Here is a 25,615-nt window from a genome sequence, read left to right on the forward strand (position 1 = left end):
AAACCAGGGTCATAGAATTCACCCCTTACACCTTCTCAATCTGCACCAGATTGGTGTGCTGCGGGTTGCCTTTTGCCAGCGGTGACGGGCGGTGCGTGGTCAGGGTGTTGATACACGAGCCGTGGTCGATACGATCGCCATTCATATTGGCATCGTGCCAGGCTCCCTGGCCCATGGCGCTTACGCCTGGCATGATGCGCGGCGTGACTTTCGCTTCTATTCTCACCTCACCGCGATCGTTAAAGACGCGCACCGTATCGCCGTTTTTAATGCCACGTTTCGCGGCATCAACGGGATTCAGCCAGACCTCCTGGCGGCAGGCCGCTTGCAGCACGTCGACGTTACCGTAGCTCGAGTGGGTGCGGGCTTTAAAATGGAAGCCAAACAGCTGCAGCGGGAACTGCGCGCGCTCGGGCGCATCCCAGCCGTCAAAGGTGGATGCGTAGACGGGCAGCGGGCTGATGGTCTCATCTTTTGCCAGCTCCCAGGTCGCCGCAATATCCGCCAGCTTGCTGGAATAAATTTCAATCTTGCCTGAAGGCGTTTTCAGCGGGTTGGCTTCCGGATTCTCGCGGAATTTTTTATAGGCCACAAAGTGTCCGTTCGGATCTTTGCGCTTATAGATGCCCATTTTTTTCAGCTCGTCATAGGACGGCAGTGTGGGATCTTTAGCGAGCATTTTGGCATACAGATACTGCAGCCACTCTTCCTGCGTTCGCCCTTCGGTAAATTTCTGATGGATATCCGGTCCGAGGCGTTTCGCCACTTCGCTCATGATCCAGTAGATAGGCTTGCGCTCAAACTTCGGCGCGGTCACGGGCTGGAGAAAAATCAGGTAACCCATGTTCCCGGCGTAATCGTTAGGGATAATGTCTTCCTGCTCGACGGTCATTAAATCTGGCAGCAGGATATCGGCGTATTTCGCCGATGAGGTCATAAAGTTGTCGATCACCACGATGGTTTCGCACTTGCTTTCGTCCTGCAGAATATCGTGGGTTTTATTGATATCGGAGTGCTGGTTAATAATGGTGTTGCCCGCATAGTTCCAGATGAACTTAATCGGTACGTCCAGCTTATCTTTACCGCGCACCCCGTCGCGCAGAGCGGTCATTTCCGGGCCACGGGCGATGGCGTCCGTCCAGCTGAAGCAGGAAATTTGCGTTTTGACCGGGTTTTCCGGCAGCGGCATACGTTCGATAGTGATGGTGTAGGTCGACTCACGGGCGCCGCTGTTGCCGCCGTTGATCCCCACGTTGCCGGTCAGAATCGGCAGCATCGCGATGGCGCGGGAGGTCAGTTCACCGTTCGCCTGACGCTGTGGTCCCCAGCCCTGGCAGATATAGGCCGGCTTAGCGGATCCAATCTCGCGGGCCAGTTTAATGATGCGGTCTGCAGGAATGCCGGTGATGCGCGAGGCCCACTCCGGCGTTTTCGCCGTGTTGTCCTCACCCTGGCCGAGAATGTACGCTTTATAGTGACCATTCGCGGGGGCACCTTCCGGCAGCGTTTTTTCGTCGTAGCCAACGCAGTATTTGTCCAGGAACGGCTGGTCAACCAGGTTTTCGTCGATCAATACCCAGGCAATCCCCGCCACCAGGGCGGCATCGGTACCCGGACGGATCGGGATCCACTCGTCTTCGCGTCCGGCTGCCGTATCGGTATAGCGCGGGTCGATGACAATCATGCGTGCGTTAGAACGCTCGCGGGCCTGCTCCAGATAGTAAGTAATCCCGCCGCCGCTCATGCGCGTTTCCGCCGGGTTATTGCCGAACATCACCACCAGTTTGGTATTTTCGATATCCGAGGTGCTGTTGCCGTCGTTGCTGCCATAGGTATAAGGCATCGCGCAGGCGATTTGCGCCGTGCTGTAGGTGCCGTAGTGGCTCAGGAAACCGCCGTAGCAGTTCATCAGGCGCGCCACCAGCGAAGCGTAAGGGGAGGAGCGGGTGATATTGCCGCCGACAATCCCGGAGGAGTAATTAATATACACCGCTTCGTTGCCGTACTTACTGACCACGTCTTTCAGGCTGGCGGTGATGGCGTTCAGCGCTTCGTCCCAGCTGATGCGCTCGAACTTGCCTTCACCCCGCTTACCCACGCGTTTCATCGGGTAGTTCAGACGGTCAGGGTGGTTGATGCGGCGGCGAATGGAGCGCCCGCGCAGGCAGGCCCGGACCTGGTGATTGCCGTAGATATCCTCACCGGTGTTATCCGTTTCGACCCAGTACACTTCGTCATCGCGGACGTGCAGACGCAGCGCACAGCGGCTACCGCAGTTGACCGAACAGGCGCCCCAGACCACTTTATCTTCTGCCGGTTTCATTGCATTTTGTACCGCGGCTGCGGCGCTTTTCAGTCCAAAAGGCAACGAAATTCCGCCAGCGGCAAGCGCCAGAGAACCTATCGCCGTAGATTTCACGAGTGTTCGACGGCTAATCCCGCCGTGATGTTCGATATCGGACATGGCTCACCCCACCATTGTGATTACATATTATTTTTCCCGAAACGATAACCGGGCTAATGATGGGGTGAGTGTTACTTATTTGGAGGTATTAAATATTAATCCTTGTCAAATCAAAGGGGATTGACGGTGATTTACTGAGGTTCAGCCGGCGCATTATCCTGATTGCCGGCCGCCGCCCCGCTGCCCGTACGGGTGTACAAAATTTTAAAGGTGTCGTTGGCACAGTGGCCCACCACCTGAGCGTCCGGCTGGTCAGCCTGATCGTTCGGCACAATGTTCAGCGTAAAACCTGACTCCGGCACGCCGTTGTTGATGATCTTCTGCTGAATGTCGCTTTTCACGCGCTCGCAGGAGTCCGGTGCCGCCAGCGCGGCCGTTGAGGCACTCATTAACAGCAGGGCGGTAATCCAGGGTAACCGTTTCATCTGTAGCTCCTTTTCTCTGTGTAGAGATTAATTTTAGCAGGCTTCGTGTAAACAACTGTATTTGCTAATATGATTGGGAATAATCTCTCTGTATTGGTAAAGAATGTGAAGAAATATGCAGCGATAACGCTCCTGGCAGCTACTCTCGCAGGGTGTGATAATAACTCCGCGCCGCTGTCGTTTACGCCCGAGATGGCGAGTTTTTCGAACGAATTTGATTTCGACCCTCTTCGCGGCCCGGTCAAGGATTTTACCCAGACGCTGTTCAACGAGAAGGGTGAAGTGTCCAAACGAGTCACCGGCACTGTGTCGGCGGAAGGGTGTTTCGATACGCTGGAGCTGCACGACCTGGAGGCTAACACGGGCGTAGCGCTGGTCCTGGATGCCAATTACTACATCGATGCAGAAACCCAGCAGCGTAAGGTGAAGCTGCAGGGCAAATGCCAGCTGGCCGAACTGCCGTCAGCCGGGGTGACGTGGGATACCGACGACAACGGCTTCGTGGTGGCCGCACATGGTAAAGAGATGGAGGTGAAGTACCGCTACGATGCGGATGGCTACCCGCTGGGCAAAACCACCGTCTCCGGGGATCAGCATTTATCGGTACAGTCGACGCCGTCTAAGGATCTGCGCAAAAGAATGGATTACTCGGCCGTGAGCCTGTTAAACGATAAGCCGCTGGGCAACGTGACGCAGAGCTGCGACTACGATCGCCACAATAACCCGGTGAGCTGCGATCTGACGATCACGGACGACAGCGTCAAACCCGCCGTTGAGCGCAAGTACACCATCAAAAACACGATTGAGTATTACTGAGAATGAAACCGCGCAGGCTACTGCGCGGTTGGTTTCAGCAGGCTGGCGCCTGACGGCTTGTGACCGGCCAGATGCTGATGCTGGAAAATGCACATGCGGATGGTATTCCGGTATTCACCGTTGATAAAGAACTCATGAATCAGCTCGCCTTCTACCATAAAGCCCAGCTTGCGGTAGATATGGATCGCTTTTTCGTTCTCTTTATCCACGATCAGATAAAGCTTGTAGAGATTCAGTACGTTGAATCCGTAATCCATCGCCAGCTTCGCCGCCCGGGAGGCCAGGCCTTTCCCCTGGTGCTCCGGCGAAATAATGATCTGGAACTCCGCCCGGCGGTGAACGTGGTTGATCTCAACCAGCTCCACCAGCCCGGCTTTGTCGCCTTCACACTCCACCACAAAACGACGTTCGCTCTGATCGTGAATGTGCTTGTCGTAAAGATCCGACAGCTCGACAAAGGCCTCGTACGGCTCTTCAAACCAGTAGCGCATCACGCTGGCGTTATTGTCGAGCTGGTGGACAAAGCGCAGGTCTTCACGCTCCAGTGGCCGGAGTTTTACGTCACAGGGCGCCGACATTATGGGGCTACCGTACGACCAGTGCGGCGATCCAGGCAGCGCAGGGTGTTCGGCTCCCAGTAGGCATTGACGTTCGCACTTTGCTGACACTTATCGCGTGCGTCAAAGGCGACATCTTCTTTGTCCCACTCTTTTTCAGCACGTTTGTTGACCTTCTGACGAAGGCTGCGGGTGTCATTCCATTGTTCTTTGTCCATCGCGGCGTTCTGGCGGCTTTGCGCGCTGTCACCAGACTCAATAATGAGCTTGCTGGTTTCCGCTGTCGCAGAGGCGGCAAAGGCGAACGATGACAGCGCCAGCAGGGCTGTCAGACAAAGGCGTTTGCTTAATGTAGTCATAGCGTTTCCTTTTAAATGGGTGCAGATGAGCAAGTTTCCCCATTCAGATTCTACACCAAAGAGCAATAACGGCATACCCGCGGCACGGGTATGGAAAAGTAAAAGATATCTTCAGGTACGCTGCCTAAATGAATCGTCACCTGAAGTGAAACAGGCACAAAATGATGGGTTTTAGGGGGACGAGCAGGCGACCGTTTTTGTGATCGTTAGCCGATTTTATGATCATCATACTTGTATGGTAGTTATGTGGGTGGGTAAATTTCCGTCATCACAACGAACGATGTAAGGAAAGGAATTATGAAGATTGTCGCGGCTGACGTGTTTGTTACCTGCCCGGGGCGGAACTTTGTCACTCTTAAAATCACTACCGATGAAGGGATCGTTGGCCTCGGTGACGCCACGCTAAACGGGCGTGAGCTCTCCGTTGCTTCCTACCTGAAAGATCATCTCTGCCCGCAGCTGATTGGCCGCGACGCGCACCGCATCGAAGATATCTGGCAATTCTTCTATAAGGGCGCCTACTGGCGCCGCGGGCCGGTCACCATGTCGGCAATTTCCGCCGTGGATATGGCGCTCTGGGACATCAAAGCCAAAGCGGCCAATATGCCGCTCTATCAGCTGCTGGGCGGCGCATCCCGTGAGGGCGTAATGGTCTACTGCCACACCACCGGGCACACCATTGACGACGTGCTGGAAGATTACGCCCGCCATAAGGAGATGGGCTTTAAGGCGATCCGCGTCCAGTGCGGCGTGCCGGGTATGAAAACCACCTACGGCATGGCTAAAGGGAAGGGGTTGGCCTACGAGCCCGCCACCAAAGGCGACTGGCCGGAAGAGCAGCTCTGGTCCACCGAGAAATACCTCGATTTCACGCCAAAACTGTTTGACGCGGTGCGCAGTAAATTTGGCTTCAATGAGCATCTCCTGCACGACATGCACCACCGCCTGACGCCCATCGAAGCGGCGCGCTTCGGCAAGAGTATCGAAGCGTTCCGCATGTTCTGGATGGAAGACCCAACGCCTGCGGAAAACCAGGAGTGCTTCCGCCTGATCCGCCAGCATACCGTCACGCCAATTGCGGTGGGCGAGGTGTTCAACAGCATCTGGGACTGCAAGCAGCTTATCGAAGAGCAGCTTATCGACTATATCCGCACCACTATCACCCATGCGGGGGGGATCACCGGGATGCGCCGCATCGCGGACTTCGCGTCGCTCTATCAGGTGCGTACCGGCTCGCACGGCCCGTCCGATCTGTCGCCGATCTGCCACGCAGCCGCGCTGCATTTCGACCTGTGGGTGCCGAACTTCGGCGTGCAGGAATATATGGGATACTCCGAACAGATGCTGGAAGTCTTCCCGCACAGCTGGCGCTTTGATAACGGCTATATGCACCCGGGCGAGAAGCCGGGGCTGGGCATTGAGTTTGATGAAAAGCTGGCGGCGAAATACCCGTACGATCCGGCCTATCTGCCGGTGGCCCGTCTCGAAGACGGCACGCTGTGGAACTGGTAACCGAGGAGCGAACGATGAAAAGCGTAGTGATTCAACAGCCGAACCAGCTGGTGATTGAAGAGCGTCCGCGCCCGAAGCCAGGCGCAGGCGAGGTCCGCGTCAAAATCAAGCTGGCCGGGATCTGCGGGTCAGACAGCCACATCTACCGCGGGCATAATCCGTTTGCAAAATATCCGCGCGTGATTGGCCACGAGTTTTTTGGCACGATCGACGCCGTGGGCGAGGGCGTAGAACCGTCCCGGTTAGGGGAGCGCGTTTCGGTGGATCCGGTGATCAGCTGCGGGCACTGCTACCCGTGTTCCGTCGGCAAGCCTAACGTCTGCACCTCGCTGGTGGTGCTGGGCGTCCACCGCGACGGCGGATTCAGCGAATATGCCGCCGTGCCCGCTAAAAATGCCTGGCGCATCCCGGATGCGATCCCGGATAAACACGCCGTGATGGTTGAACCTTTCACCATTGCCGCCAACGTGACGGGGCAGGCTAGCCCTACCGAACAGGACGTTGCGCTGATCTACGGTGCAGGGCCGATGGGACTGGTCACCGTACAGGCACTGAAGGGCGTCTACAACGTGAAGCAGGTAATCGTCGTCGACAGAATCAATGAGCGTCTGGCCATGGCCCAGCGCAGCGGCGCGGACTGGGTCTTTAATAACGGCGAAACGTCGCTGCAGGCCGCGCTGGACGAAAAAGGCATCAAGCCGACGCTGATTATTGATGCCGCCTGTCATCCGTCGATTTTGCAGGAGGCGGTCACCCTGGCTTCTCCGGCGGCGCGCATCGTGCTGATGGGCTTCTCCAGCGAGCCGAGCCAGATAGTCCAGCAGGGGATTACCGGTAAAGAGCTGGCGATCTTCTCCTCGCGCCTCAATGCCAACAAATTCCCGGTCGTCATCGACTGGCTTGAAAAAGGGCTGATCGACCCGGAAAAACTGATCACCCATACCTTTGACTATCACCATGTAACAGACGCCATCGAACTGTTTGAAAAAGACCAGCGGCAGTGCTGCAAGGTTTTACTGACGTTCGGGCAATAACCCTACACGCGGTTAAGAGCCCGCGAAGACGGGCTCTCAGTGGTACGCATCTTACCTTTAGAGATAGCCATTATGACGCAAGCACAACCTCAAAGAACCACCTCAGATCTGGTGAAAGCCGCCGTCTCCGGCTGGCTGGGCACCGCGCTGGAGTTTATGGATTTCCAGCTCTACTCGCTGGGGGCGGCGCTGGTATTTCATGAAATCTTCTTCCCGGAACAGTCGGCCGCGATGGCGCTGATTCTGGCGATGGGAACCTACGGCGCGGGCTACATCGCGCGTATCGTCGGGGCCTTTATCTTCGGCAGAATGGGCGACAGCATTGGCCGTAAAAAGGTGCTGTTTATCACCATCACCATGATGGGGATCTGCACCACGCTGATTGGCGTGCTGCCGACCTACGCGCAGATCGGCATTTTTGCGCCCGTACTGCTGGTGACGCTGCGTATCATTCAGGGGCTGGGCGCCGGGGCGGAGATCTCCGGGGCCGGGACCATGCTGGCGGAGTACGCCCCGAAAGGGAAACGCGGCATCATCTCCTCGCTGGTGGCTATGGGGACTAACTGCGGGACGCTGAGCGCCACGGCGATCTGGGCCATTATGTTCTTCGCCCTCGATCGTGAACAGCTGCTCGCCTGGGGCTGGCGCGTGCCGTTCCTTGCCAGCGTCGTGGTGATGATCTTTGCCATCTGGCTGCGAATGAACCTCAAGGAGAGCCCGGTCTTTGAGAAAGTAAACGATGCAGAAACCGTGCAGCCGGACACCTCGCTGGGTTCAATGGTGAAAAGTAAATCCTTCTGGCTGGCGACCGGCCTGCGCTTCGGTCAGGCGGGCAACTCGGGGCTGATCCAGACCTTCCTCGCGGGTTATCTGGTCCAGACGCTGCTGTTCGATAAAGCGATTCCCACCGATGCGCTGATGATAAGTTCTATTCTCGGGTTTATCTCCATCCCGCTGCTGGGCTGGCTTTCCGACAAAGTGGGGCGCAGGCTGCCGTACATTATCCTCAATATCTCGGCCATTGTTCTCGCGTACCCGATGCTGTCGATTATCGTCGATAAGAGCTATGCGCCGGGGACAATCATGCTCTCGATCATCGTTATCCATAATTTCGCCGTGCTGGGGCTGTTTGCGCTGGAAAATATCACCATGGCGGAGATGTTTGGCTCGCGAAATCGCTTTACCCGTATGGCTATCTCCAAGGAGGCGGGCGGTCTGGTGGCGGTGGGCTTTGGCCCGGTACTGGCGGGGATTTTCTGCAATATGACGGGTTCCTGGTGGCCGATTGTAGCCATGCTGGTGGCCTATTCCGTGATTGGGCTGGTTTCGGCGTTCCTGATGCCGGAAGTCCGCGACCGCGACCTCAGCGCGGCTGAAGATGCCGCAGAGGCCGCGCCGAAAGAGCGCGTGAGTTACGGCGCGGTCTCCACGCGACGCTAGCGGTTTATATCTTTCGTGACTTATCACACAACTTTTTGTTTATGTCACACCACCTGAGCAAAAGTTAATATAAATCAAAAACTCAAACGGCAGTATCAGTATGGTTGATGGCAGTAATATTTTACCCCGACTGCCATTCTAGTTGGTGTAGTCAGCAGGCGCTGCCGCTCTGGACTGGAGGCGGCAGCGATCCACAGCTTTCTAATTAGCGAGTCTTAATCATGGAAAACACCTTATTACAGGCCAACGCGACGCTGCCTCAGTACGAGCGCGACAGCCTTAAAGCACGCATTGTACATTTAGGCTTCGGTGCATTTCACCGCGCGCATCAGGCGGTGTATGCGGACATCCTCGCGGCTGAACACGGCAGCGACTGGGGCTACTGTGAGGTTAACCTGATTGGCGGCGAGCAGCAGATTGCCGACCTGAAGGCGCAGGATAACCTCTACACCGTAGCGGAAATGTCTGCCGATGCCTGGACGTCCCGCGTGGTTGGCGTAGTCAAAAAGGCCCTGCACGCGCAGGTCGACGGGCTGGAAAGCGTGTTGGCGGCAATGTGTGAACCGCAGGTGGCGATTGTCTCGCTGACCATCACCGAAAAAGGCTACTGCCACTCTCCGGCAACCGGGCAACTGATGCTCGATCATCCTTTCATCGTTGCCGACCTGCAAAACCCGCATCAGCCGAAATCCGCGCCGGGCGTGGTGGTGGAAGCGCTGTCGCGCCGTAAAGCGGCGGGGCTGCCCGCGTTTAGCGTGATGTCCTGCGACAACATGCCGGAGAACGGTCACGTGATGCGCAATGTCACCTGCGCGTACGCCCGGGCGGTAGACGGCGAGCTGGCGGACTGGATCGAGGCTAACGTCACCTTCCCGTCAACCATGGTGGACCGCATCGTGCCGGCGGTCACACCCGATACGCTGGATAAAATCGCGCAGCTGACCGGCGTACGCGATCCGGCGGCGGTGGCCTGCGAGCCGTTCCGCCAGTGGGTTATCGAGGATAACTTTGTGGCCGGGCGTCCGGAATGGGAAAAAGCCGGAGCCGAACTGGTTTCAGACGTGATCCCGTTTGAAGAGATGAAGCTACGCATGCTCAACGGCAGCCACTCTTTCCTGGCCTACCTGGGCTATCTGGCCGGTTATCAGCACATCAATGAGTGTATGGAAGACGAACACTATCGCGTCGCCGCGCACGCGCTGATGCTTAACGAGCAGGCGCCGACCCTGAAAGTGAAGGGCGTCGATTTAGAACGCTACGCTGACCTGCCGATCGCCCGTTACAGTAACCCGGCCCTGCGCCACCGTACCTGGCAAATTGCGATGGACGGCAGCCAGAAGCTTCCGCAGCGGATGCTGGATCCTGCGCGCTGGCACCTGGTGCACCAGACGCCTTTCCCACTGCTGGCGCTGGGCGTGGCTGGGTGGATGCGCTATGTCGGCGGTGTGGACGAGCAGGGGAACGCCATCGACGTGAGCGATCCGCAGCTGGCGGTGATTCAGGCGGCGGTGAAGGGAAGTGCCGAAGGGGAAAACCGGGTTAACGCGCTGCTCGGCATTGAGGCCATTTTTGGGAAAGAGTTGCCGCGAGAAAAAGCCTTTACAGATGCCGTGATGAGCGCGTATCAGACGCTGCTGCAGAAGGGGGCAAAGACCACGGTGGCGGAGTACGTGTCGCACCTGTAATTCAACACATGCCGCCGTTCGCGGCGGCATGTTGGCGCACAATTTAGTGCATACCCAGACGAATCAGTTCAATTGGTTCGAACTTACCTTCGAATCCTTCCACTTCCACCGTTTTGCCACGGCGCACCTGCGCGGCATCCAGCCCGTCGCTGTGGATCGCCTTAATCACGCCGGTTTTGCCAGTGCCGCTAATCATGACGCGGCTGCCGGTGGTGATTGCATTGCGGTTACGGTCGTATGTCATCATGGTATTTTCTCCTCTCTAAACTTTCCGTTACGGCGCTATTTCAGGTTTTGCCGTTCACGGGGCACTATAAATACGCCTGTCTGCCAGTCATGTTTTTGTTTTTGATCAAACTCACACTTTTTTCTTTATTACATGGGGCGTTGACGCTTCACGACGGCAATTTACAAAGCAGACCGTTATTTTCACTTATTGATAGTTTCTACGGGGAAGCGTTGAGGATTGGTTTATATTCCCGATGCCATTCTGGTTGCAGGAAATAACCCTTCATCGGAATAAGGAGTCAGGCTTATGTATAAGAAGATTTTGATGCCTGTTGACGTGTTTGAAATGGATTTAAGCGACAAAGCGGTTCGCCACGCGGCTAACCTAGCAAAGGCCGAGGGCGCGTCGATTACCCTGGTCAATATTCTGCCTGCCAGCAGTCGGTCTCTGCTGCGCGGATTCAACGCCGATATTAAAAAGTTTGAAGAGTATATGAGCGTAGAATCCGGGAAGAAAATGAACGAGTTAAAACGACTGTTCGATATCTCCCCGGAGAATATTCACACTCTGGTTCGTTTTGGCAGCGTCCGCGATGAAATTATCAAGCTGAGCAAAGAAGGGGAATATGACGTGATTGTCATCGGGTCAAAAAATCCGGGTATCACCACCCATCTGCTGGGGTCAAATGCGGAATCTATTCTGCGCTACGCCACAATTCCGGTGTTAGTCGTTCGCTAATTACGGTGCCGCCCGCGAAAAGGGCGGCAAATATCACTCTTCGCTAAACCACTCGCTATTTTCCTGACGAATAAGCTGCACGGATTCGCCTATCTCCTGCAGATGCAGGGTCATCGCTTTTTCCACGCCGTCCGGGTCGCGTTTTTCCAGCGCGCTGAAAATATCGTGATGCTGGCGGAGCAGCATTTCCGGCGGGGAGACGTGATCGAGGCTCATGTAGCGCACCCGGTCAATGGTGGCCTTGATATTCTCGATGGTATCCCAGGCCAGCTGGCAGTCTGCAATTTGCGCCAGCTTCTGGTGAAACTCATCATCAAGCTGGAAGAAATCGTTGAGCTGTTTACGGTCAATCGCAATACGCTGCTGATGCAGGTTTTGCTCCAGCAGGTAACACTGGTTGTCATTAATGAGCGTCGCGGCACGGCGCACTACAGCGCATTCAATCGCCTGGCGTACGAAACAGCCGTTGCGCACCTGTGAGAGTGAAATTTTGTTCACGTAGCTGCCGCGCTGCGGGCGGATCTGAATCAGGCCGTTCTCCGCAAGCTTAATAAACGCTTCACGCACCGGCTGACGGGACACGTCAAATCGCACGGAGACCTCTTTTTCAGAAAGCGGCGTTCCCGGTGGGATCAGGCAATGGACAATATCACGTCGCAAAATGCGATAGATTTGCTGGTTTACGGGCTGGGTGGGGTTGAGTTGCGATTCAGCGGCCATGAGTTGTCATTTCTCAGAGAGTTAGCCCGAACATACTACCATTCTTTTATGACCCGAAACAGACCCGGCCCGCGGGCCGGGAAGGGCTTATTTAGCCACGATGGACGCTAAGTCCGGCAAAACTCTGGCTGACCGGCATCATTTCCACGGTATTGATGTTGACGTGTTTTGGCAGCGTTGCGACCCACCAGACCGTTTCGGTGACGTCTTCCGGCGTCAGGGCGTTGGCGTTTTCGTAGGTTTTATCCGCTTTCGCGTCATCGCCCTTGAAGCGCACGTTGGAGAATTCGGTGCCGCCTACCAGCCCCGGCTCGATATCGGTGACGCGAATGGCGGTGCCGTGCAGGTCGGTGCGCAGGTTCAGGCTGAACTGGCGCACAAACGCTTTGGTCGCGCCGTAGACATTACCGCCCGCGTAAGGCCAACTCCCGGCGGTAGAACCGATGTTGATAATGTGGCCGCGGTTGCGCTCGACCATGCCCGGCAGCACCGCGCGGGTCATGTACACCAGCCCTTTGTTGTTGGTGTCGATCATGTTTTCCCAGTCTTCAACGCTGGCTTTGTGGGCAGGCTCCATGCCCAGCGCCAGGCCGGCGTTGTTGACCAGCACGTCGATGGCACGCCACTCTGCCGGCAGGCTGGCAATCATCTCTTCAATGGCCGCACGGTTACGCACGTCCAGCTGCGCGGTCAGGATGCTATCACCTAAATCGTCCTTCAGCTCCTGCAGGCGCTCCTGACGACGGCCCGTTGCAATCACCTTATGCCCGTTGGCGACGAAGCGACGCGTGATGCTTTCACCAAAACCTGCCGTTGCCCCGGTAACTAAAATAATCATCTCACTGTTCCTCAACGCTTTTTGTGTGGTACTAACATAGCACGCCCGCAGAGGGTGCGTTAAGGCAACATTTGTATGACGGCGTTGCAGGCGATGGCGGCCTGGCCTACTCTGGGAAGATATCCGTTCGGAGGAGTGAAAGATGACGGCCACCAACCCCTTTTTTGACATCAGCCTACTGCCTTACCAGGCTCCCTATTTTGAAACCATCAAAGACGAGCATTATCGTCCGGCCTTCGATGAAGCGCTTCGCCAGAAGCGGGCGGACATAGAGGCGATAGTCTCTCACACCGCTGCGCCAGACTTCACTAACACCGTGCTGGCGCTGGAGAAAAGCGGCGTCATGCTCGCGCGCGTCAGCAGCGTTTTCTTCGCCATGACCTCCGCGCACACCAATGCGTACCTGCAGGAACTGGAGGAGCAGCTCTCCACCGAACTTGCCGCGCTGGCGAACGACATCTGGCTGAACGACACCCTTTTCGCCCGCGTCGAGAGCGTCTGGCAGGACCGCGCCGCGCTGGATGCCGAATCCCGTCGGCTGGTCGAGGAGACGTACCAGCGCTTTATTCTGGCCGGCGCGCGCCTGAATGAAGCGGAAAAAGCCGAGCTGAAGGCGCTGAATACCGAGGCCGCGTCCCTGACCAGCCAGTTTAACCAGCGCCTGCTGGCCGCTAACAACGCGGGCGGGCTGGTGGTGGATTACGCGCACCAGCTTGAAGGCCTTAGCGCCGAAGAGATTGCTGCTGCGGCGCAGGCCGCCGCGGAAAAAGGGCTTAACGACCGCTGGCTGATCCCGCTCCTGAATACGACACAGCAGCCTGCGCTAGCCGCGCTGCGCAATCGGCAGACGCGCGAAAACCTGTTCAACGCCGGCTGGACGCGCACCCAGAAAGGAGATGAAAACGACACCCGCACGCTGATCCTGCGCCTTACGGCGCTGCGGGCGCGCCAGGCCCGTCTGCTCGGCTTTGAGGATTACGCCAGCTGGAGCATCGCCGACCAGATGGCGAAAACCCCGGCCGCCGCGCTGGAATTTATGCGCGGCATTGTGCCTGCCGCCCGCGCCCGTGCGGAACGCGAGCAGGCCGATATTCAGAAGGTCATCGACGACGAGCAGGGTGGCTTCACCGTGCAGGCCTGGGACTGGGCCTTTTATGCCGAGCGCGTGCGCCAGGCGAAATACGCCCTCGATGAATCGCAGATTCGACCCTATTTTGCGCTCAATACCGTATTGCAGGACGGTGTATTCTGGGCGGCCAGCCAGCTGTTTGGCATTCATTTTGTGGAGCGTTTCGACATTCCGGTTTATCACCCTGACGTCCGCGTATGGGAAATTTTTGACCATACCGGTGAGGGCATGGCGCTGTTTTACGGCGACTTCTTCGCCCGCGATTCCAAGCAGGGCGGGGCCTGGATGGGCAATTTCATCGAGCAGTCCTTTGAGCTTGCTGCCCGCCCGGTGATCTACAACGTCTGCAACTACCAAAAGCCGGGTAACGGCGGCGTCGCGCTTCTCTCCTGGGATGACGTGATAACCCTGTTCCACGAGTTTGGCCATACCCTGCACGGTCTGTTTGCCAGCCAGCGCTTCGCCACGCTGTCCGGTACCAATACGCCGCGTGATTTCGTTGAATTCCCGTCGCAAATCAATGAGCACTGGGCCAGCCATCCTGAGGTGTTTAGCCACTATGCCCGTCATTACGAAACCGGTGACCCCATGCCGGACGCGCTGCGGGAAAGCATGCTCAACGCGACCCATTTCAACAAGGGCTATGACATGACGGAGCTGCTGAGTGCGGCGCTGCTGGACATGAACTGGCACGGCATCAGCGAGGCCGTGTCGAGCGTTGAAGAATTCGAAGCCGCCGCGTTGAAAAAAGAGGGGCTGGATCTGCCCGCTGTACCGCCGCGCTATCGCAGCAGCTACTTTGCCCATATTTTTGGCGGCGGCTACGCGGCGGGGTACTACGCTTACCTGTGGACGCAAATGCTGGCGGACGATGGCTATCAGTGGTTCGTGGAGCAGGGTGGATTGACGCGTGAAAACGGGCAGAAATTCCGTGAGGCGATTTTGTCTCGCGGCAACAGCGCTGACTTAGCCGAACTTTATCGAAACTGGCGCGGACACGATCCGAAGATTGAACCGATGCTGGAGAATCGCGGGTTGAGCGCATAAAGCCACTTTTAGCTAAGAAGATAACCGGGCCCCGCGCCCGGTTTTTTTATAGGTCTGAAAGCCCGAAAATGGTCAAAAAAAGAACTGAAATTTACATTTATTAATAGTTTGAGATATATTTATATTAAATGCGCTTAAATTTAGGCGCTTTTACCAATCTCAATTTTATAATGCTCGCAAGTTTATTTAATTATTTATGCTGACTGGTACATGGCCGTTTATTGCATATAAGAATCATCGCAAAAGATGATTATTATATTTTTACCTCAGCCTAAAGTATTAATTTTCTCTGCCGATTAGCATGGGTGTGGTCGTGGTGGAAACCCATTTCCATTAACCACAAAAAATAAGCCGTTATTAAAATTCATCTCCAGAAGATGAACCTATGCTAATTATTAAGGAAGAGTCATGTTTAAAAATCTCAACATCGGCACCCGGCTTACCATAGCATTTGGCGCAATTGTGGTTTTAATGTCAGTCGTCTGCGGGCTGCTCTATTTGAGCTTTGACAGAGTGACGGCCGTCAGCAAGCTCAACGTTCATAGCTATAAAGTGGTCGATAACCTTCGCTCCGTAACCGAAAACCTGATCAACATGGAAACCGGCATTCGCGGTTTTGCGCTCACCGGTAATCAGGACGTTCTTCAACCCTTCACGCAGGGGGATGAGAGGTTTAAAAGCAAAGTTGACGAAATTGCAGGGCTTACGCGTGATAACCCGTCGCAGCAGCAAAAATTAACCACCCTCTCCAGGCTTGAAGAAGAATGGAAAAGGTCATTTGCGCTGCCGTTAATCCAGCGAAGAGAGAGTGTATCCCGCGGGGGCGAAGAGATGGATGCGTTCATCAGTAGCCTGGAGCGTAATACCGGAAAAGAGCAAATGGACGCCATGCGGGGTGTTATTCAGCAAGCGCTGAACGACGAGTACCGCATTATGGCTGAACGTCAAACCCGACTGGCTGAAGAACGCTTCCGTACGCGCATGATGATAATCCTGGGAATGATTGCGGCGGTTGTCACCGCGCTGCTGACGGGCATTTTGCTGTCGCGCAGTATTCTCCGACCGCTAAAGCAGGCCGTGAATACGGCGAACACCATTGCCGCCGGCGATCTCACATCAACCATACATATTACCCGGATGGATGAAACCGGCACGCTGCTTGCGGCTCTGGACAACATGCAGACCCAGTTGAAAACCCTTGTCACCGAAATCAAAGAGGCCGCGACGTCGGTGGATCTGGCTGCCGGTGAGATCGAGCAGGGCAATATGGAGTTATCGTCTCGTACCGAGGAGCAGGCCGCGGCGTTGCAGCAGACTGCCGCCAGCATGGAACAGTTGACGATGACCGTTCGGAACAATACCGAGGTCGCGGAGCATACGGCAACGTCAGCAAGAAAGACGGAAGCACTGGCACGTGAAGGTGAGTCTGCCGTGGGCGAAATGAGCGAAACGATGCAGAATATCTCGGCTAACGCTCTGAAGATAAAGGAAATCACCAGCGTTATAGAAGGGATTGCTTTCCAGACTAATATTCTGGCGCTGAATGCGGCGGTCGAGGCTGCACGTGCCGGTGAGCATGGTCGTGGCTTCGCCGTGGTGGCGACGGAAGTCAGAAATCTCGCTCAGCGCAGCGCAACGGCGTCCAAAGAAATTGGGGCGCTGATTGAGCATGCCGTTGAGGATGTCGATAACGGTGTGTCGGTGGCATCCAGAACGGCAGAGACGATTTTGCGGGCTGCGAGCAACGTGGCTACGCTGGCAGAAACTATGGACAGTCTTTCAATGGCCTCGGTTGAGCAAATGCAGGGCATCATGCAAATCAGCGCTGCTGTCACCCAGATGGATGGCGTGACGCAGGGTAATGCGGCGCTCGTTGAGCAGTCCGCAGCGGCATCGCAGGCGCTGACCGAGCAGTCCAGGGCACTGAAGCAGATGACGGAAAACTTTGCTATTTGAGCAGCAAAAGCATAATTAAAAGGTAAAGCTCCGGCGTTTTAAACGCGAAATTTAATCAAACCAGCAACGGGGGCGCTAATAAAAAGGGGCGTCCCCGTGAATAATGAAGAAAATAGCCGAGCGTCAGTGACAATTTAAAAATACTGACTACGATTTCGTAAAACGAAAAATTTTAAAGGAGTTTCTGATGGCGATTGCTGTGGTGACAGTTTTACTCTTCCTGTTGATGTTCCCGGCGGCTATTCACATTTTGCTACAGCTCGTTGGAGGCTGGTGTGACGAGTAGCCTCCCCGGTTAATCCGGTCTTTTGGGCCGTCATCTGATTTTCAATAAGCAGCGCTACACTACATTTTTAATTTTATTGTACGATCGTCTGGACGCGGGTCATCGCGAAACGCGAGCCGGATAATTTACAGGCAGGAAGTATGTCTCTTCGTTCGCTGCGGGCGTTATGCCTGACAAGTTTTTTCATTGCGGATGTCCGTGATGGCCTTGGTCCTTTTCTCGGTATCTTTCTGACAGAACGCCACTGGAGCCCCGATGATATTGGCATCCTGATGACTGCCGGTGGGCTGGCGGGATTGCTGGCTACGCTCCCGGCGGGGGTAATTACTGACACTTCGCGGAACAAACGCGCCGTACTGGCGCTGCTCTGCACTTTGATCACTCTCAGCACGCTGCTGCTCTGGTTTAGCCAGCAGACCAGCGTTGTTGCCGTCTCACAAATGGTCACCGGCATCTGCGCGGCGTTTGTCGGGCCGCTCATCGCCGGGATTACGCTGGGCCTGACCGGCCAGCGCGGGTTCAGCGCGCAGATGGGCAAAAATGAGGCGTTCAATCACGGCGGCAATTTTGTCACCGCAGTGATAGCAGGGGGCATTGCCTGGTACTGGGGCGTCGGGGGGATTTTCCTGCTGATGACCTGCACGACGCTGCTGACGCTCTGCGCGCTGCTTGCCATCCGCAACGGGGACATTGATAACGATGCGGCGCGAGGGCTTTCATCCTCAGGTAGCGTTCCTGTCCCCGGCTTCGCGGTGCTGATTAAAAACCGGGCGCTGTTTGTGACCGGACTGACGCTACTGCTGTTCCACCTGGCGAATGCCGCACTGCTGCCGATGCTGAGCATGAGGGTGGCCGCGGCACCCGCCTCGATCAACCCTGGCCTGTACGCGGCAGGCACCGTCATCATCTCGCAGGCGGTGATGATCCCCGTTGCCATCTGGGTTGCAGGCCGAATAGAACGCTACGGCTACTGGCGCTTGATTATGCTGGCACTGCTGGTTATGCCGGTGCGCGCGGCGCTGGCGGCATCGACCGACGCGCCGTTAATGATGATCCCGGTACAAATTCTCGACGGTCTCGCCGCCGGGATCCTGGGTGTCGTCGTACCGTCGTTTATTGTGGTGCTGCTGCGCGGAAGCGGGCACGTTAATGCCGGGCAGAGTGTGGTGATGCTGATGCAGGGAGTGGGGGCAGCCATGAGCCCTGCGTTAACCGGGGCGATCGCCGGTCATTACTCGTTTGCGACGGCATTCAGTGTCCTGAGCGCGATTGCGCTGGCCGCCGTCCTGCTCTGGTGGCGCGTTGCTCACCGAAGCTGGGAAACAAACGCGCCGGATGAAGCTTAGCCCCACCCGGCGTAGCATTTAAGCCAGTTCGTTAGGGCACGGTTCACCCTTTTCTAACTGCTGAAGATTCCCCAGCGTGGTTTCCGAAATGCTGATCAGCGCTTCGGCAGTCAGAAACGCCTGGTGGCCGGTAAACAGGACGTTATGGCAGGCAGACAGACGGCGGAACACGTCGTCCTGGATCACATCGTTGGACTTGTCTTCAAAGAACAGATCGCGCTCGTTCTCATACACGTCCATCCCCAGCGCGCCAATTTTCTGGGTTTTCAGCGCTTCAATAGCAGCCTGAGAGTCAACCAAACCGCCGCGGCTGGTGTTGATGATCATCACGCCGTCTTTCATCTGGTCAAACGCCGCCTGGTTAAGCAGGTGGTAGTTTTCCGGCGTCAGCGGGCAGTGCAGGGAGATCACGTCGGACTGCGAGAACAGCGTCGGCAGGTCGACGTACTCCACGCCCAGATCCAACGCTGCGGCGCTCGGGTACGGATCGAATGCCAGCAGACGCATGCCGAAGCCTTTCAGAATGCGCAGGGCAGCCACGCCAATTTTACCGGTGCCGATCACGCCCGCGGTTTTGCCGTACATGGTAAAGCCGGTCAGCCCTTCCAGCGAGAAGTTGGCGTCACGCGTACGCTGATAAGCGCGGTGAATACGACGGTTGAGCGACATCATCATGCCAATCGCATGTTCTGCTACCGCTTCCGGGGAGTACGCCGGGACGCGAACCACCTTCAGACCCAGCTCTTTTGCCGCGTCGAGATCCACGTTGTTAAAGCCGGCGCAGCGCAGGGCGATATACTTCACTCCCTGCTTTTTCAACTCTTCCAGCACCGGACGACTGCCGTCATCGTTAACAAAAATGCAGACGCCTTCACAGCCGTGCGCCGTTTTGGCGGTTTTTTCGGACAGCAGAAAGTCGAAAAATTCAAGCTCAAACCCGTAAGCTTCGTTAACATGTTGCAGATACTTTTTGTCGTACTGCTTTGTGCTATATACCGCGAGTTTCATAAGACTTTCTCCAGTGATTTTGCATTCACGTTAGCATGATTAAAATTATCTTACAATTTCTAAAATATTATTGAATTCAATAAGTTCTATCAATTATTCTAGAGCATCTATCCTTAAAAATGGCATTCTCTACAACTGACTGGCTAAACATGCGACAATATTCGGCATTGCCGGCTTAATTTTTTCGAAAAATCAGGACATTAACTGCCCATGAAGGGTAAATACAAAGCCGCCATTGCGGTTTTACTGCTGTTGATTTTGGTGCCGCTGACGCTGCTGATGACGCTCGCCCAGTGGGTGCCGACGCTCGCCGGGATCTGGCTCCCCGTCGGGACGCGCATTGCTTTCGAAGAAAGCCCAAAACTGACTCGCCACGCGCTGGTGATCCCCGATCTTCGCTATCTGGTGGAAGACTGCGAAATTGCCCGCATCGATAACGTGACGCTGTCACATCCGAGCCGCTGGAAACTGGATATCGGCGCGCTGGATCTTAACACCGTCTGCCTGAGCAAAATTCCCCAGTCTGCACCCTCAACGGTCGCCCCCAAAACGCTGGCCCAGTGGCAGGCTGTGTTGCCCAATACCTGGCTCACCATTCACCGTCTGACGCTCTCGCCCTGGCAGCAGTGGCAGGGCGAGCTCAATGCGTCACTGACGCCCTCCAGCCAGGAGATCGCTTACCGAGGCGAACAGGTCAGCATCAAAGGCACGCTTCGCGGCCAGACGCTCTCGGTCAGCCAGTTTGATGTTCAGCTCCCTGACCAGCCGCAGCCGATTAAGCTGGTGGGCGAGTTCACTTTGCCGCTGGTGCCGGACGGCGTGCCGGTGAAAGGCCACGCGGTCGCGACCTTTAACGTGCCACAGTTAACGTCTCTGGTCGATGCCGATCTCGACTGGGAAGACAATCAGGGACAGCTGGTGGTGATGGCGCGGGATAACCCCGATCCGCTTCTCGACCTGCCGTGGCAGATCACGGCGGAACAGCTGAACATCAGCGACGGGCGCTGGAACTGGGATCTTTCGGGTATGCCGCTGAGCGGGCGGGTGTCCCTTCGCGCCGACAACTGGCAGCAGGGGCTGGAGAAAGCTACCCTGACCGGACGACTGAACGTGTTGACGCAAGGCGATGCGGGTAAAGGTAACGCGGTACTGAACATTGGGCCCGGCAGGCTCAGCATGGAAAACAGCAACATGCCGCTGCATCTGAGCGGCGAGGCGAAGCAAAACGATCTCATTCTTTACGCCAAATTGCCCGCCACACTGACCGGCAGCCTGTATGAACCGCAGCTTGCTTTTGAGCCCGGCGCGCTGCTCCGCTCGCGCGGGCGCATTATTGACTCACTCGATATCGATGAAATCCGCTGGCCGCTGGCGGGCGTGAAGCTCACCCAGAAGGGCGTGGACGGGCGTCTGCAGGCTATTCTGCGTGCCCATGAAAACGAGATGGGCGGTTTTGAACTCCACCTGGACGGTCAGGCCAACGACTTTTTACCTGATAACGGCTTGTGGCAGTGGCGCTACTGGGGAAAAGGCGGCTTTACGCCGATGCATGCCCGCTGGGATGTCGCCGGGAAAGGCGAGTGGCGCGACAACCTTATTGAGCTGACGGCGCTCTCCACCGGTTTTGACAAGCTCCAGTACGGCACCATGGAAGTCAGCAAGCCGCGGCTGGTGCTGGATCGGCCTGTACGCTGGCTGCGCGATGCCGAAAAACCCGCATTCAGCGGCGCGCTGTCGCTGAATGCCGGGCAAACCCGGTTCTCCGGCGGCAGCGTATTGCCGCCCTCGGTCCTGACCTTCAGCGTCGACGGTACCAACCCGACTGTTTTTCAGTTTAAGGGCGACCTCCATGCGGACAACATCGGCCCGGTACAGGTGAATGGACGCTGGGATGGCGTGCGCCTTCGCGGGCAGGCCTGGTGGCCGAAACAGTCGCTCACCGTCTTCCAGCCGCTGGTCCCGCCGGACTGGAAAATGACGCTGCGTGAAGGTGAACTCTATGCGCAGGTTGCCTTCTCGGCGGCCCCCGATCAGGGCTTTGAGGCGGGCGGACACGGCGTGCTGAAATCCGGCAGCGCCTGGATGCCGGACAACCAGATCAACGGTGTCGATTTTGTGCTGCCGTTCCGCTTCAGCGAGGGCACCTGGTCACTGGGCACGCGCGGCCCGGTCACGTTGCGGATTGGCGAAGTGGAAAATCTGGTGACCGCGCGCAACATTACCGCGGACCTGCAGGGGAATTACCCCTGGACGGAGGACAACCCGCTGCTGCTCACCAACGTTAAGGTAGAAACGCTCGGCGGGAAGATCACCATGCAGCAGCTGCGGATGCCGCAGCACGATCCGGCCCTGCTGCGCGTGGACAATATCTCCTCAAGCGAGCTGATCAGCGCCGTCAACCCGAAGCAGTTTACCCTGTCGGGCCCGGTGAGCGGGGCGCTGCCGTTCTGGCTGGACAATGAAAAATGGATCATTAAAGATGGCTGGCTGACCAACCCGGGGCCAATGACGCTGCGCATCGACAAAGATACGGCAGACGCCATCGTGAAGGATAATATGGTCGCGGGCGCAGCGATTAACTGGCTCCGCTACATGGAAATTTCGCAGTCGTGGACGAGAATCAATTTAGATAACCTGGGTGAATTAACCATGCAGGCGACCATCAAGGGGACCAGCCGCATGGACGGCAAAAGCAGCTCCGTCAATCTGAACTACACCCATGGCGAGAATGTCTTTACCCTGTGGCGCAGCCTGCGTTTTGGCGACAACCTGCAAACCTGGTTTGAGCAACACGCGGCGATTCCCGGTCTCCGCAGTTCGACTGGCAAGGAAAGTGAGGAACAACAATGAAAAAGATGGCTGGTGCGCTCACCGTTGCCGCGCTACTGACCGGCTGTACGCCGCGCATTGAAGTCGCTGCGCCAAAGGAGCCGATTACCATCAATATGAATGTCAAAATCGAACACGAGATCCACATCAAGGTCGATAAAGACGTTGAAGCCCTGCTGAAATCGCGCAGCGATCTGTTCTGAGGATGCCATGAAACGATTAGCGTTGATTTTACTGGCCCTGAGTATAAACGTGCAGGCGGCTGCGCTGACCTTAAACGATGCCCGCGCGCAGGGGCGCGTGGGGGAAACCCTGAGCGGCTATCTTGCTCCGATCCAACAGGATGCCGAAACGCTGGAGCTGGTGAATCGCATTAACGCAGCGCGCACGGAGAGCTATCAGAAGCTGGCCGACAGCAATAATTTGCCGGTTGATGAAGTGGCGAAAATGGCGGGGCAAAAGCTGGTGGCCCGCGCGCAGCCGGGCGAGTACGTGAAGGGCATTAACGGTAAGTGGCTCAAAAAATAGCTAGCGGTAGCGCTTGCGGTATTCACCCGGCGAGACGCCAAAACGCTGCTTAAAGGCCGTTGAAAAGTGGCTATGGTCGGTGAATCCCCAGCTGTAGCCAATGCCCGCCAACTTTTCATCGTCGCCGGTTGACTGCAATTCCTGCGCGCAGAGATCCAGACGACGGTTTTTAATGTACTGCGCCACCACCAGCCCCTTCTCGGCAAACATGCGGTAGAGGCTGCGCACGGACATTCCGCTCTCGGCGGCAATCCATTCCGGACGCAGCGATTCAGACTGAATATGGTTGTCAATCAGCGCCACAACGTGCTGGAACTGGCGCTCCTTGCGCGGCTGAATCACGTCGCGCTGCTGGAACGCGGGGCGCAGCAGGCAGACCATCGCCTCAAGCGCCGCTTCACTCTCCCGGTCACTCAGGTCGGGGTTGTTCATACTCTCCATCAGCAGGCGATGGCTCAGCTGTACCGTGGGTAAGGTGCGGGAAAGGGCGAGCGCGCAGCTTATTTCCTGAAAGCGGCACTGCTGCTCGATAATCTGACGGGGAACCAGCAGCGAAATCTGGCGGGACTTTTCCTGCCAGTTGATCGAGCAGGGACGAGAGGCGTCAATCAGCGTGATATCCCCGGTTCTGAGCACCGCGCGACGCTCATCCTGCTCAATTTGCGCGCTGCCTTCAAGCTGGAAGACGGTGTAGAACCAGGCATCATTACTCTGTGCGATCTCCCGTCGGGAGCGGAACAGGTTAACGCCGCCGGCGGTGACGGTACTGAGCTTCAGGCTGCGCGCGTAGCTGGTTTCCAGCTCGCCGAAGAATTTGCCTTCGGTGGGCTGGGCGTTGAAACGCCCGCAAACCTGGTTAATCTGCGCCAGCCACTGCTGATACTGTTCCTGCTCGCTTGCACACGCCATCGTTTCTCTCGCTGCACCGTCAACGTTTTCGCATTGTTGCATTTGTGTTGCATTTTGTCAGAGCTATGAGGCTGACTATAGGAAAGAACACTCACCGGTAACAGCGATATAAGCGGCGATTATCGCGATTTGCGGCACCTGTCACAGGTGGCAAAGCGAATGTCACAGAGACAAAAGCGAGAATGCAAAACCCCACATAGACTGGATGAACACCCTGCGAAGAATAACGAAGGAGTATCCTATGTCTGAATCACCGGTGGCTATTCTGCCTGCCGTGCAGCAGTTTTTAGACCGACACCACGGCCTGTGGATTGAAGGGCGTCAGGCCGCGTCGGACAGCGAAAAACAGCTGAACGTCTACAACCCGGCCACGGGCGAGGTGATTGCCTCGACCGCCGATGCCAGCGTCGATGACGTTGACCGGGCCGTTATGTCCGGCTGGCGCGCCTTTGTCGCCCGCAGCTGGGCCGGAAAATTACCGGCGGAGCGCGAGCGGATCCTGCTCCATTTCGCCGATCTGGTCGAACAGCACGGCGAGGAGCTGGCCCAGCTTGAAACGCTGGAGCAGGGCAAATCAATTAACATCTCCCGTGCTTTTGAGGTGGGCTGCACCCTCAACTGGATGCGCTATACCGCCGGGCTGACCACCAAAATTGCGGGCAAAACCCTCGATCTTTCCATCCCGCTGCCGCAGGGTGCGCGCTACCAGGCGTGGACGCGTAAAGAGCCGGTTGGCGTGGTGGCCGGGATTGTGCCCTGGAACTTCCCGCTGATGATCGGGATGTGGAAAGTGATGCCAGCGCTGGCCGCGGGCTGCTCAATTGTCATTAAGCCGTCTGAAACCACGCCGCTGACCATGCTGCGCGTGGCGGAGCTGGCCAGCGAAGCGGGCATCCCGGACGGGGTGTTCAACGTAGTAACCGGCAGCGGCGCGGTGTGTGGCGCAGCGCTGACCTCGCACCCGCATATTGCAAAGGTGAGCTTTACCGGCTCAACGGCAACGGGTAAGCAAATTGCCCGCGCGGCGGCGGACACGCTAACCGGGGTGACCCTGGAGCTGGGCGGGAAAAACCCGGCCATCGTGCTGAAGGATGCGGACCCCGCATGGGTGATAGAAGGATTAATGACCGGCAGCTTCCTGAACCAGGGGCAGGTGTGCGCGGCGAGCTCGCGCATCTACATTGAAGCCCCGCTGTTTGACACGCTGGTGAGCGGGTTCGAACAGGCGGTGAAATCCCTGAGCGTCGGGCCGGGCATGTCGCCGGAGGCGTTTATCAACCCGCTGGTGTCGCGCGCCCACTGCGATAAGGTGCAGACATTCCTCGACGAGGCGACGTCGCGCAATGCGGAGCTGATCGTCGGTAATCGCGGCCCGGAGGGCAAAGGCTATTACGTGTCGCCTACGCTGGTGGTGAACCCGGATGCCGCGCTGCGGTTAACCCGAGAAGAGGTGTTTGGTCCGGTGGTCAACCTGGTGCGGGTATCCGACGGAGAAGAGGCGCTCCAGCTGGCAAACGACACCGAATATGGCCTGACGGCCAGCGTCTGGACGCAGAATATCAGCAAGGCGCTGGAGTACACCGATCGGCTGCAGGCGGGCACCGTATGGGTGAACAGCCATACGCTGATTGACGCCAACCTGCCGTTCGGCGGGATGAAGCAGTCTGGTACAGGACGTGATTTTGGCCCGGACTGGCTGGACGGCTGGTGCGAAACCAAGTCGGTTTGCGTGCGGTACTAAAAAAAGCCGGGTGGCGGCC

The 25,615-nt window shown here is 56.8% G+C and carries 22 protein-coding genes; 13 read left to right on the forward strand and 9 right to left on the reverse strand.

Annotated features, from left to right (window positions below):
- Nucleotides 1-25: 25 nt before the first annotated feature.
- Nucleotides 26-2,464: a selenate/tellurate reductase subunit YnfE gene (gene ynfE, locus IM294_RS01330; protein ID WP_063437307.1), complete on the reverse strand. Its 2,439-nt coding sequence runs from the start codon at nt 2,462-2,464 to the stop codon at nt 26-28.
- 131 nt (nt 2,465-2,595) lie between these two features.
- Nucleotides 2,596-2,889: a DUF1161 domain-containing protein gene (locus tag IM294_RS01335; protein ID WP_047368462.1), complete on the reverse strand. Its 294-nt coding sequence runs from the start codon at nt 2,887-2,889 to the stop codon at nt 2,596-2,598.
- A 69-nt stretch (nt 2,890-2,958) separates the two neighbouring features.
- On the opposite strand from IM294_RS01335, the gene IM294_RS01340 reads away from it, so the two are divergent.
- A complete protein-coding gene (locus IM294_RS01340) occupies nt 2,959-3,705 on the forward strand; it encodes a YnfC family lipoprotein (RefSeq protein ID WP_032644870.1) in 747 nt (248 codons plus the stop codon).
- A 17-nt stretch (nt 3,706-3,722) separates the two neighbouring features.
- Here the strand turns inward: IM294_RS01340 and speG are convergent, their stop codons facing one another.
- Both speG and IM294_RS01350 read right to left on the reverse strand, forming a co-directional pair.
- Nucleotides 3,723-4,283: a spermidine N1-acetyltransferase gene (gene speG, locus IM294_RS01345; protein ID WP_041910220.1), complete on the reverse strand. Its 561-nt coding sequence runs from the start codon at nt 4,281-4,283 to the stop codon at nt 3,723-3,725.
- Nucleotides 4,283-4,621 carry a DUF1283 family protein gene (locus IM294_RS01350; RefSeq protein ID WP_008502414.1) on the reverse strand — a complete coding sequence of 113 codons (339 nt, stop codon included), beginning with the start codon at nt 4,619-4,621 and terminating at the stop codon, nt 4,283-4,285. The genes speG and IM294_RS01350 overlap by 1 nt, the downstream gene beginning before the upstream one ends.
- Before the next feature lie 297 nt (nt 4,622-4,918).
- Here IM294_RS01350 and manD point away from each other — a divergent pair, with 297 nt between their 5' ends.
- The 4 genes from manD to IM294_RS01370 all read left to right on the forward strand — a co-directional run bounded on the left by manD (nt 4,919) and on the right by IM294_RS01370 (nt 10,292).
- The gene (gene manD, locus IM294_RS01355; protein WP_028013004.1) at nt 4,919-6,133 is read left to right on the forward strand and encodes a D-mannonate dehydratase ManD; all 1,215 of its coding nucleotides are present in this window, start codon (nt 4,919-4,921) and stop codon (nt 6,131-6,133) included.
- Nucleotides 6,134-6,147: 14 nt separating this feature from the next.
- Nucleotides 6,148-7,167, forward strand: coding sequence for a Zn-dependent oxidoreductase (locus IM294_RS01360; RefSeq protein ID WP_126817997.1), 1,020 nt, complete (start codon nt 6,148-6,150; stop codon nt 7,165-7,167).
- A gap of 72 nt (nt 7,168-7,239) precedes the next feature.
- The gene (locus IM294_RS01365; RefSeq protein ID WP_126817998.1) at nt 7,240-8,607 is read left to right on the forward strand and encodes an MFS transporter; all 1,368 of its coding nucleotides are present in this window, start codon (nt 7,240-7,242) and stop codon (nt 8,605-8,607) included.
- A gap of 221 nt (nt 8,608-8,828) precedes the next feature.
- Nucleotides 8,829-10,292, forward strand: a complete 1,464-nt coding sequence (locus IM294_RS01370) for a mannitol dehydrogenase family protein (RefSeq protein ID WP_193360292.1) — start codon at nt 8,829-8,831, stop codon at nt 10,290-10,292.
- Between the two features lie 43 nt (nt 10,293-10,335).
- Here the strand turns inward: IM294_RS01370 and ydfZ are convergent, their stop codons facing one another.
- Nucleotides 10,336-10,539: a putative selenium delivery protein YdfZ gene (gene ydfZ, locus IM294_RS01375; RefSeq protein ID WP_126818000.1), complete on the reverse strand. Its 204-nt coding sequence runs from the start codon at nt 10,537-10,539 to the stop codon at nt 10,336-10,338.
- A gap of 288 nt (nt 10,540-10,827) precedes the next feature.
- Here ydfZ and IM294_RS01380 point away from each other — a divergent pair, with 288 nt between their 5' ends.
- A complete protein-coding gene (locus tag IM294_RS01380; RefSeq protein WP_069732340.1) occupies nt 10,828-11,259 on the forward strand; it encodes a universal stress protein in 432 nt (143 codons plus the stop codon).
- A 33-nt stretch (nt 11,260-11,292) separates the two neighbouring features.
- Here the strand turns inward: IM294_RS01380 and IM294_RS01385 are convergent, their stop codons facing one another.
- Both IM294_RS01385 and ydfG read right to left on the reverse strand, forming a co-directional pair.
- The gene (locus IM294_RS01385; RefSeq protein ID WP_028013010.1) at nt 11,293-11,979 is read right to left on the reverse strand and encodes a GntR family transcriptional regulator; all 687 of its coding nucleotides are present in this window, start codon (nt 11,977-11,979) and stop codon (nt 11,293-11,295) included.
- 91 nt (nt 11,980-12,070) lie between these two features.
- A complete protein-coding gene (ydfG, locus tag IM294_RS01390; RefSeq protein ID WP_028013011.1) occupies nt 12,071-12,817 on the reverse strand; it encodes a bifunctional NADP-dependent 3-hydroxy acid dehydrogenase/3-hydroxypropionate dehydrogenase YdfG in 747 nt (248 codons plus the stop codon).
- 142 nt (nt 12,818-12,959) lie between these two features.
- Between ydfG and dcp the strand changes: the two genes are divergently transcribed.
- The 3 genes from dcp to IM294_RS01405 all read left to right on the forward strand — a co-directional run bounded on the left by dcp (nt 12,960) and on the right by IM294_RS01405 (nt 18,581).
- A complete protein-coding gene (dcp, locus tag IM294_RS01395; protein WP_126818002.1) occupies nt 12,960-14,993 on the forward strand; it encodes a peptidyl-dipeptidase Dcp in 2,034 nt (677 codons plus the stop codon).
- Between the two features lie 408 nt (nt 14,994-15,401).
- A complete protein-coding gene (locus IM294_RS01400) occupies nt 15,402-16,949 on the forward strand; it encodes a methyl-accepting chemotaxis protein (protein WP_126818003.1) in 1,548 nt (515 codons plus the stop codon).
- Between the two features lie 426 nt (nt 16,950-17,375).
- Nucleotides 17,376-18,581, forward strand: a complete 1,206-nt coding sequence (locus IM294_RS01405) for an MFS transporter (protein WP_126818004.1) — start codon at nt 17,376-17,378, stop codon at nt 18,579-18,581.
- Between the two features lie 18 nt (nt 18,582-18,599).
- Here the strand turns inward: IM294_RS01405 and IM294_RS01410 are convergent, their stop codons facing one another.
- Nucleotides 18,600-19,589, reverse strand: coding sequence for a 2-hydroxyacid dehydrogenase (locus IM294_RS01410; protein ID WP_028013015.1), 990 nt, complete (start codon nt 19,587-19,589; stop codon nt 18,600-18,602).
- 210 nt (nt 19,590-19,799) lie between these two features.
- Here IM294_RS01410 and IM294_RS01415 point away from each other — a divergent pair, with 210 nt between their 5' ends.
- From IM294_RS01415 to IM294_RS01425, 3 genes are read left to right on the forward strand one after another with little or no spacing between them, the layout of a single operon-like run.
- Nucleotides 19,800-22,439 carry a YdbH family protein gene (locus IM294_RS01415; RefSeq protein WP_126818005.1) on the forward strand — a complete coding sequence of 880 codons (2,640 nt, stop codon included), beginning with the start codon at nt 19,800-19,802 and terminating at the stop codon, nt 22,437-22,439.
- Nucleotides 22,436-22,621 carry a YnbE family lipoprotein gene (locus tag IM294_RS01420; protein WP_028013019.1) on the forward strand — a complete coding sequence of 62 codons (186 nt, stop codon included), beginning with the start codon at nt 22,436-22,438 and terminating at the stop codon, nt 22,619-22,621. Before IM294_RS01415 ends, IM294_RS01420 begins: the two co-directional genes overlap by 4 nt.
- A gap of 7 nt (nt 22,622-22,628) precedes the next feature.
- Nucleotides 22,629-22,946 (forward strand): YdbL family protein, encoded by a 318-nt coding sequence (locus IM294_RS01425; RefSeq protein ID WP_028013020.1) that lies wholly within the window; start codon nt 22,629-22,631, stop codon nt 22,944-22,946.
- On the opposite strand, the gene feaR is transcribed toward IM294_RS01425, so the two are convergent.
- The gene (feaR, locus tag IM294_RS01430; RefSeq protein WP_028013021.1) at nt 22,947-23,855 is read right to left on the reverse strand and encodes a transcriptional regulator FeaR; all 909 of its coding nucleotides are present in this window, start codon (nt 23,853-23,855) and stop codon (nt 22,947-22,949) included.
- 241 nt (nt 23,856-24,096) lie between these two features.
- Here feaR and IM294_RS01435 point away from each other — a divergent pair, with 241 nt between their 5' ends.
- Nucleotides 24,097-25,596 (forward strand): aldehyde dehydrogenase family protein, encoded by a 1,500-nt coding sequence (locus tag IM294_RS01435; RefSeq protein WP_126818006.1) that lies wholly within the window; start codon nt 24,097-24,099, stop codon nt 25,594-25,596.
- Nucleotides 25,597-25,615: the final 19 nt, after the last annotated feature.

Origin of the sequence: Enterobacter cloacae complex sp. P43RS (assembly GCF_014930585.1) — a bacterium.
GTDB lineage: Bacteria > Pseudomonadota > Gammaproteobacteria > Enterobacterales > Enterobacteriaceae > Enterobacter > Enterobacter bugandensis.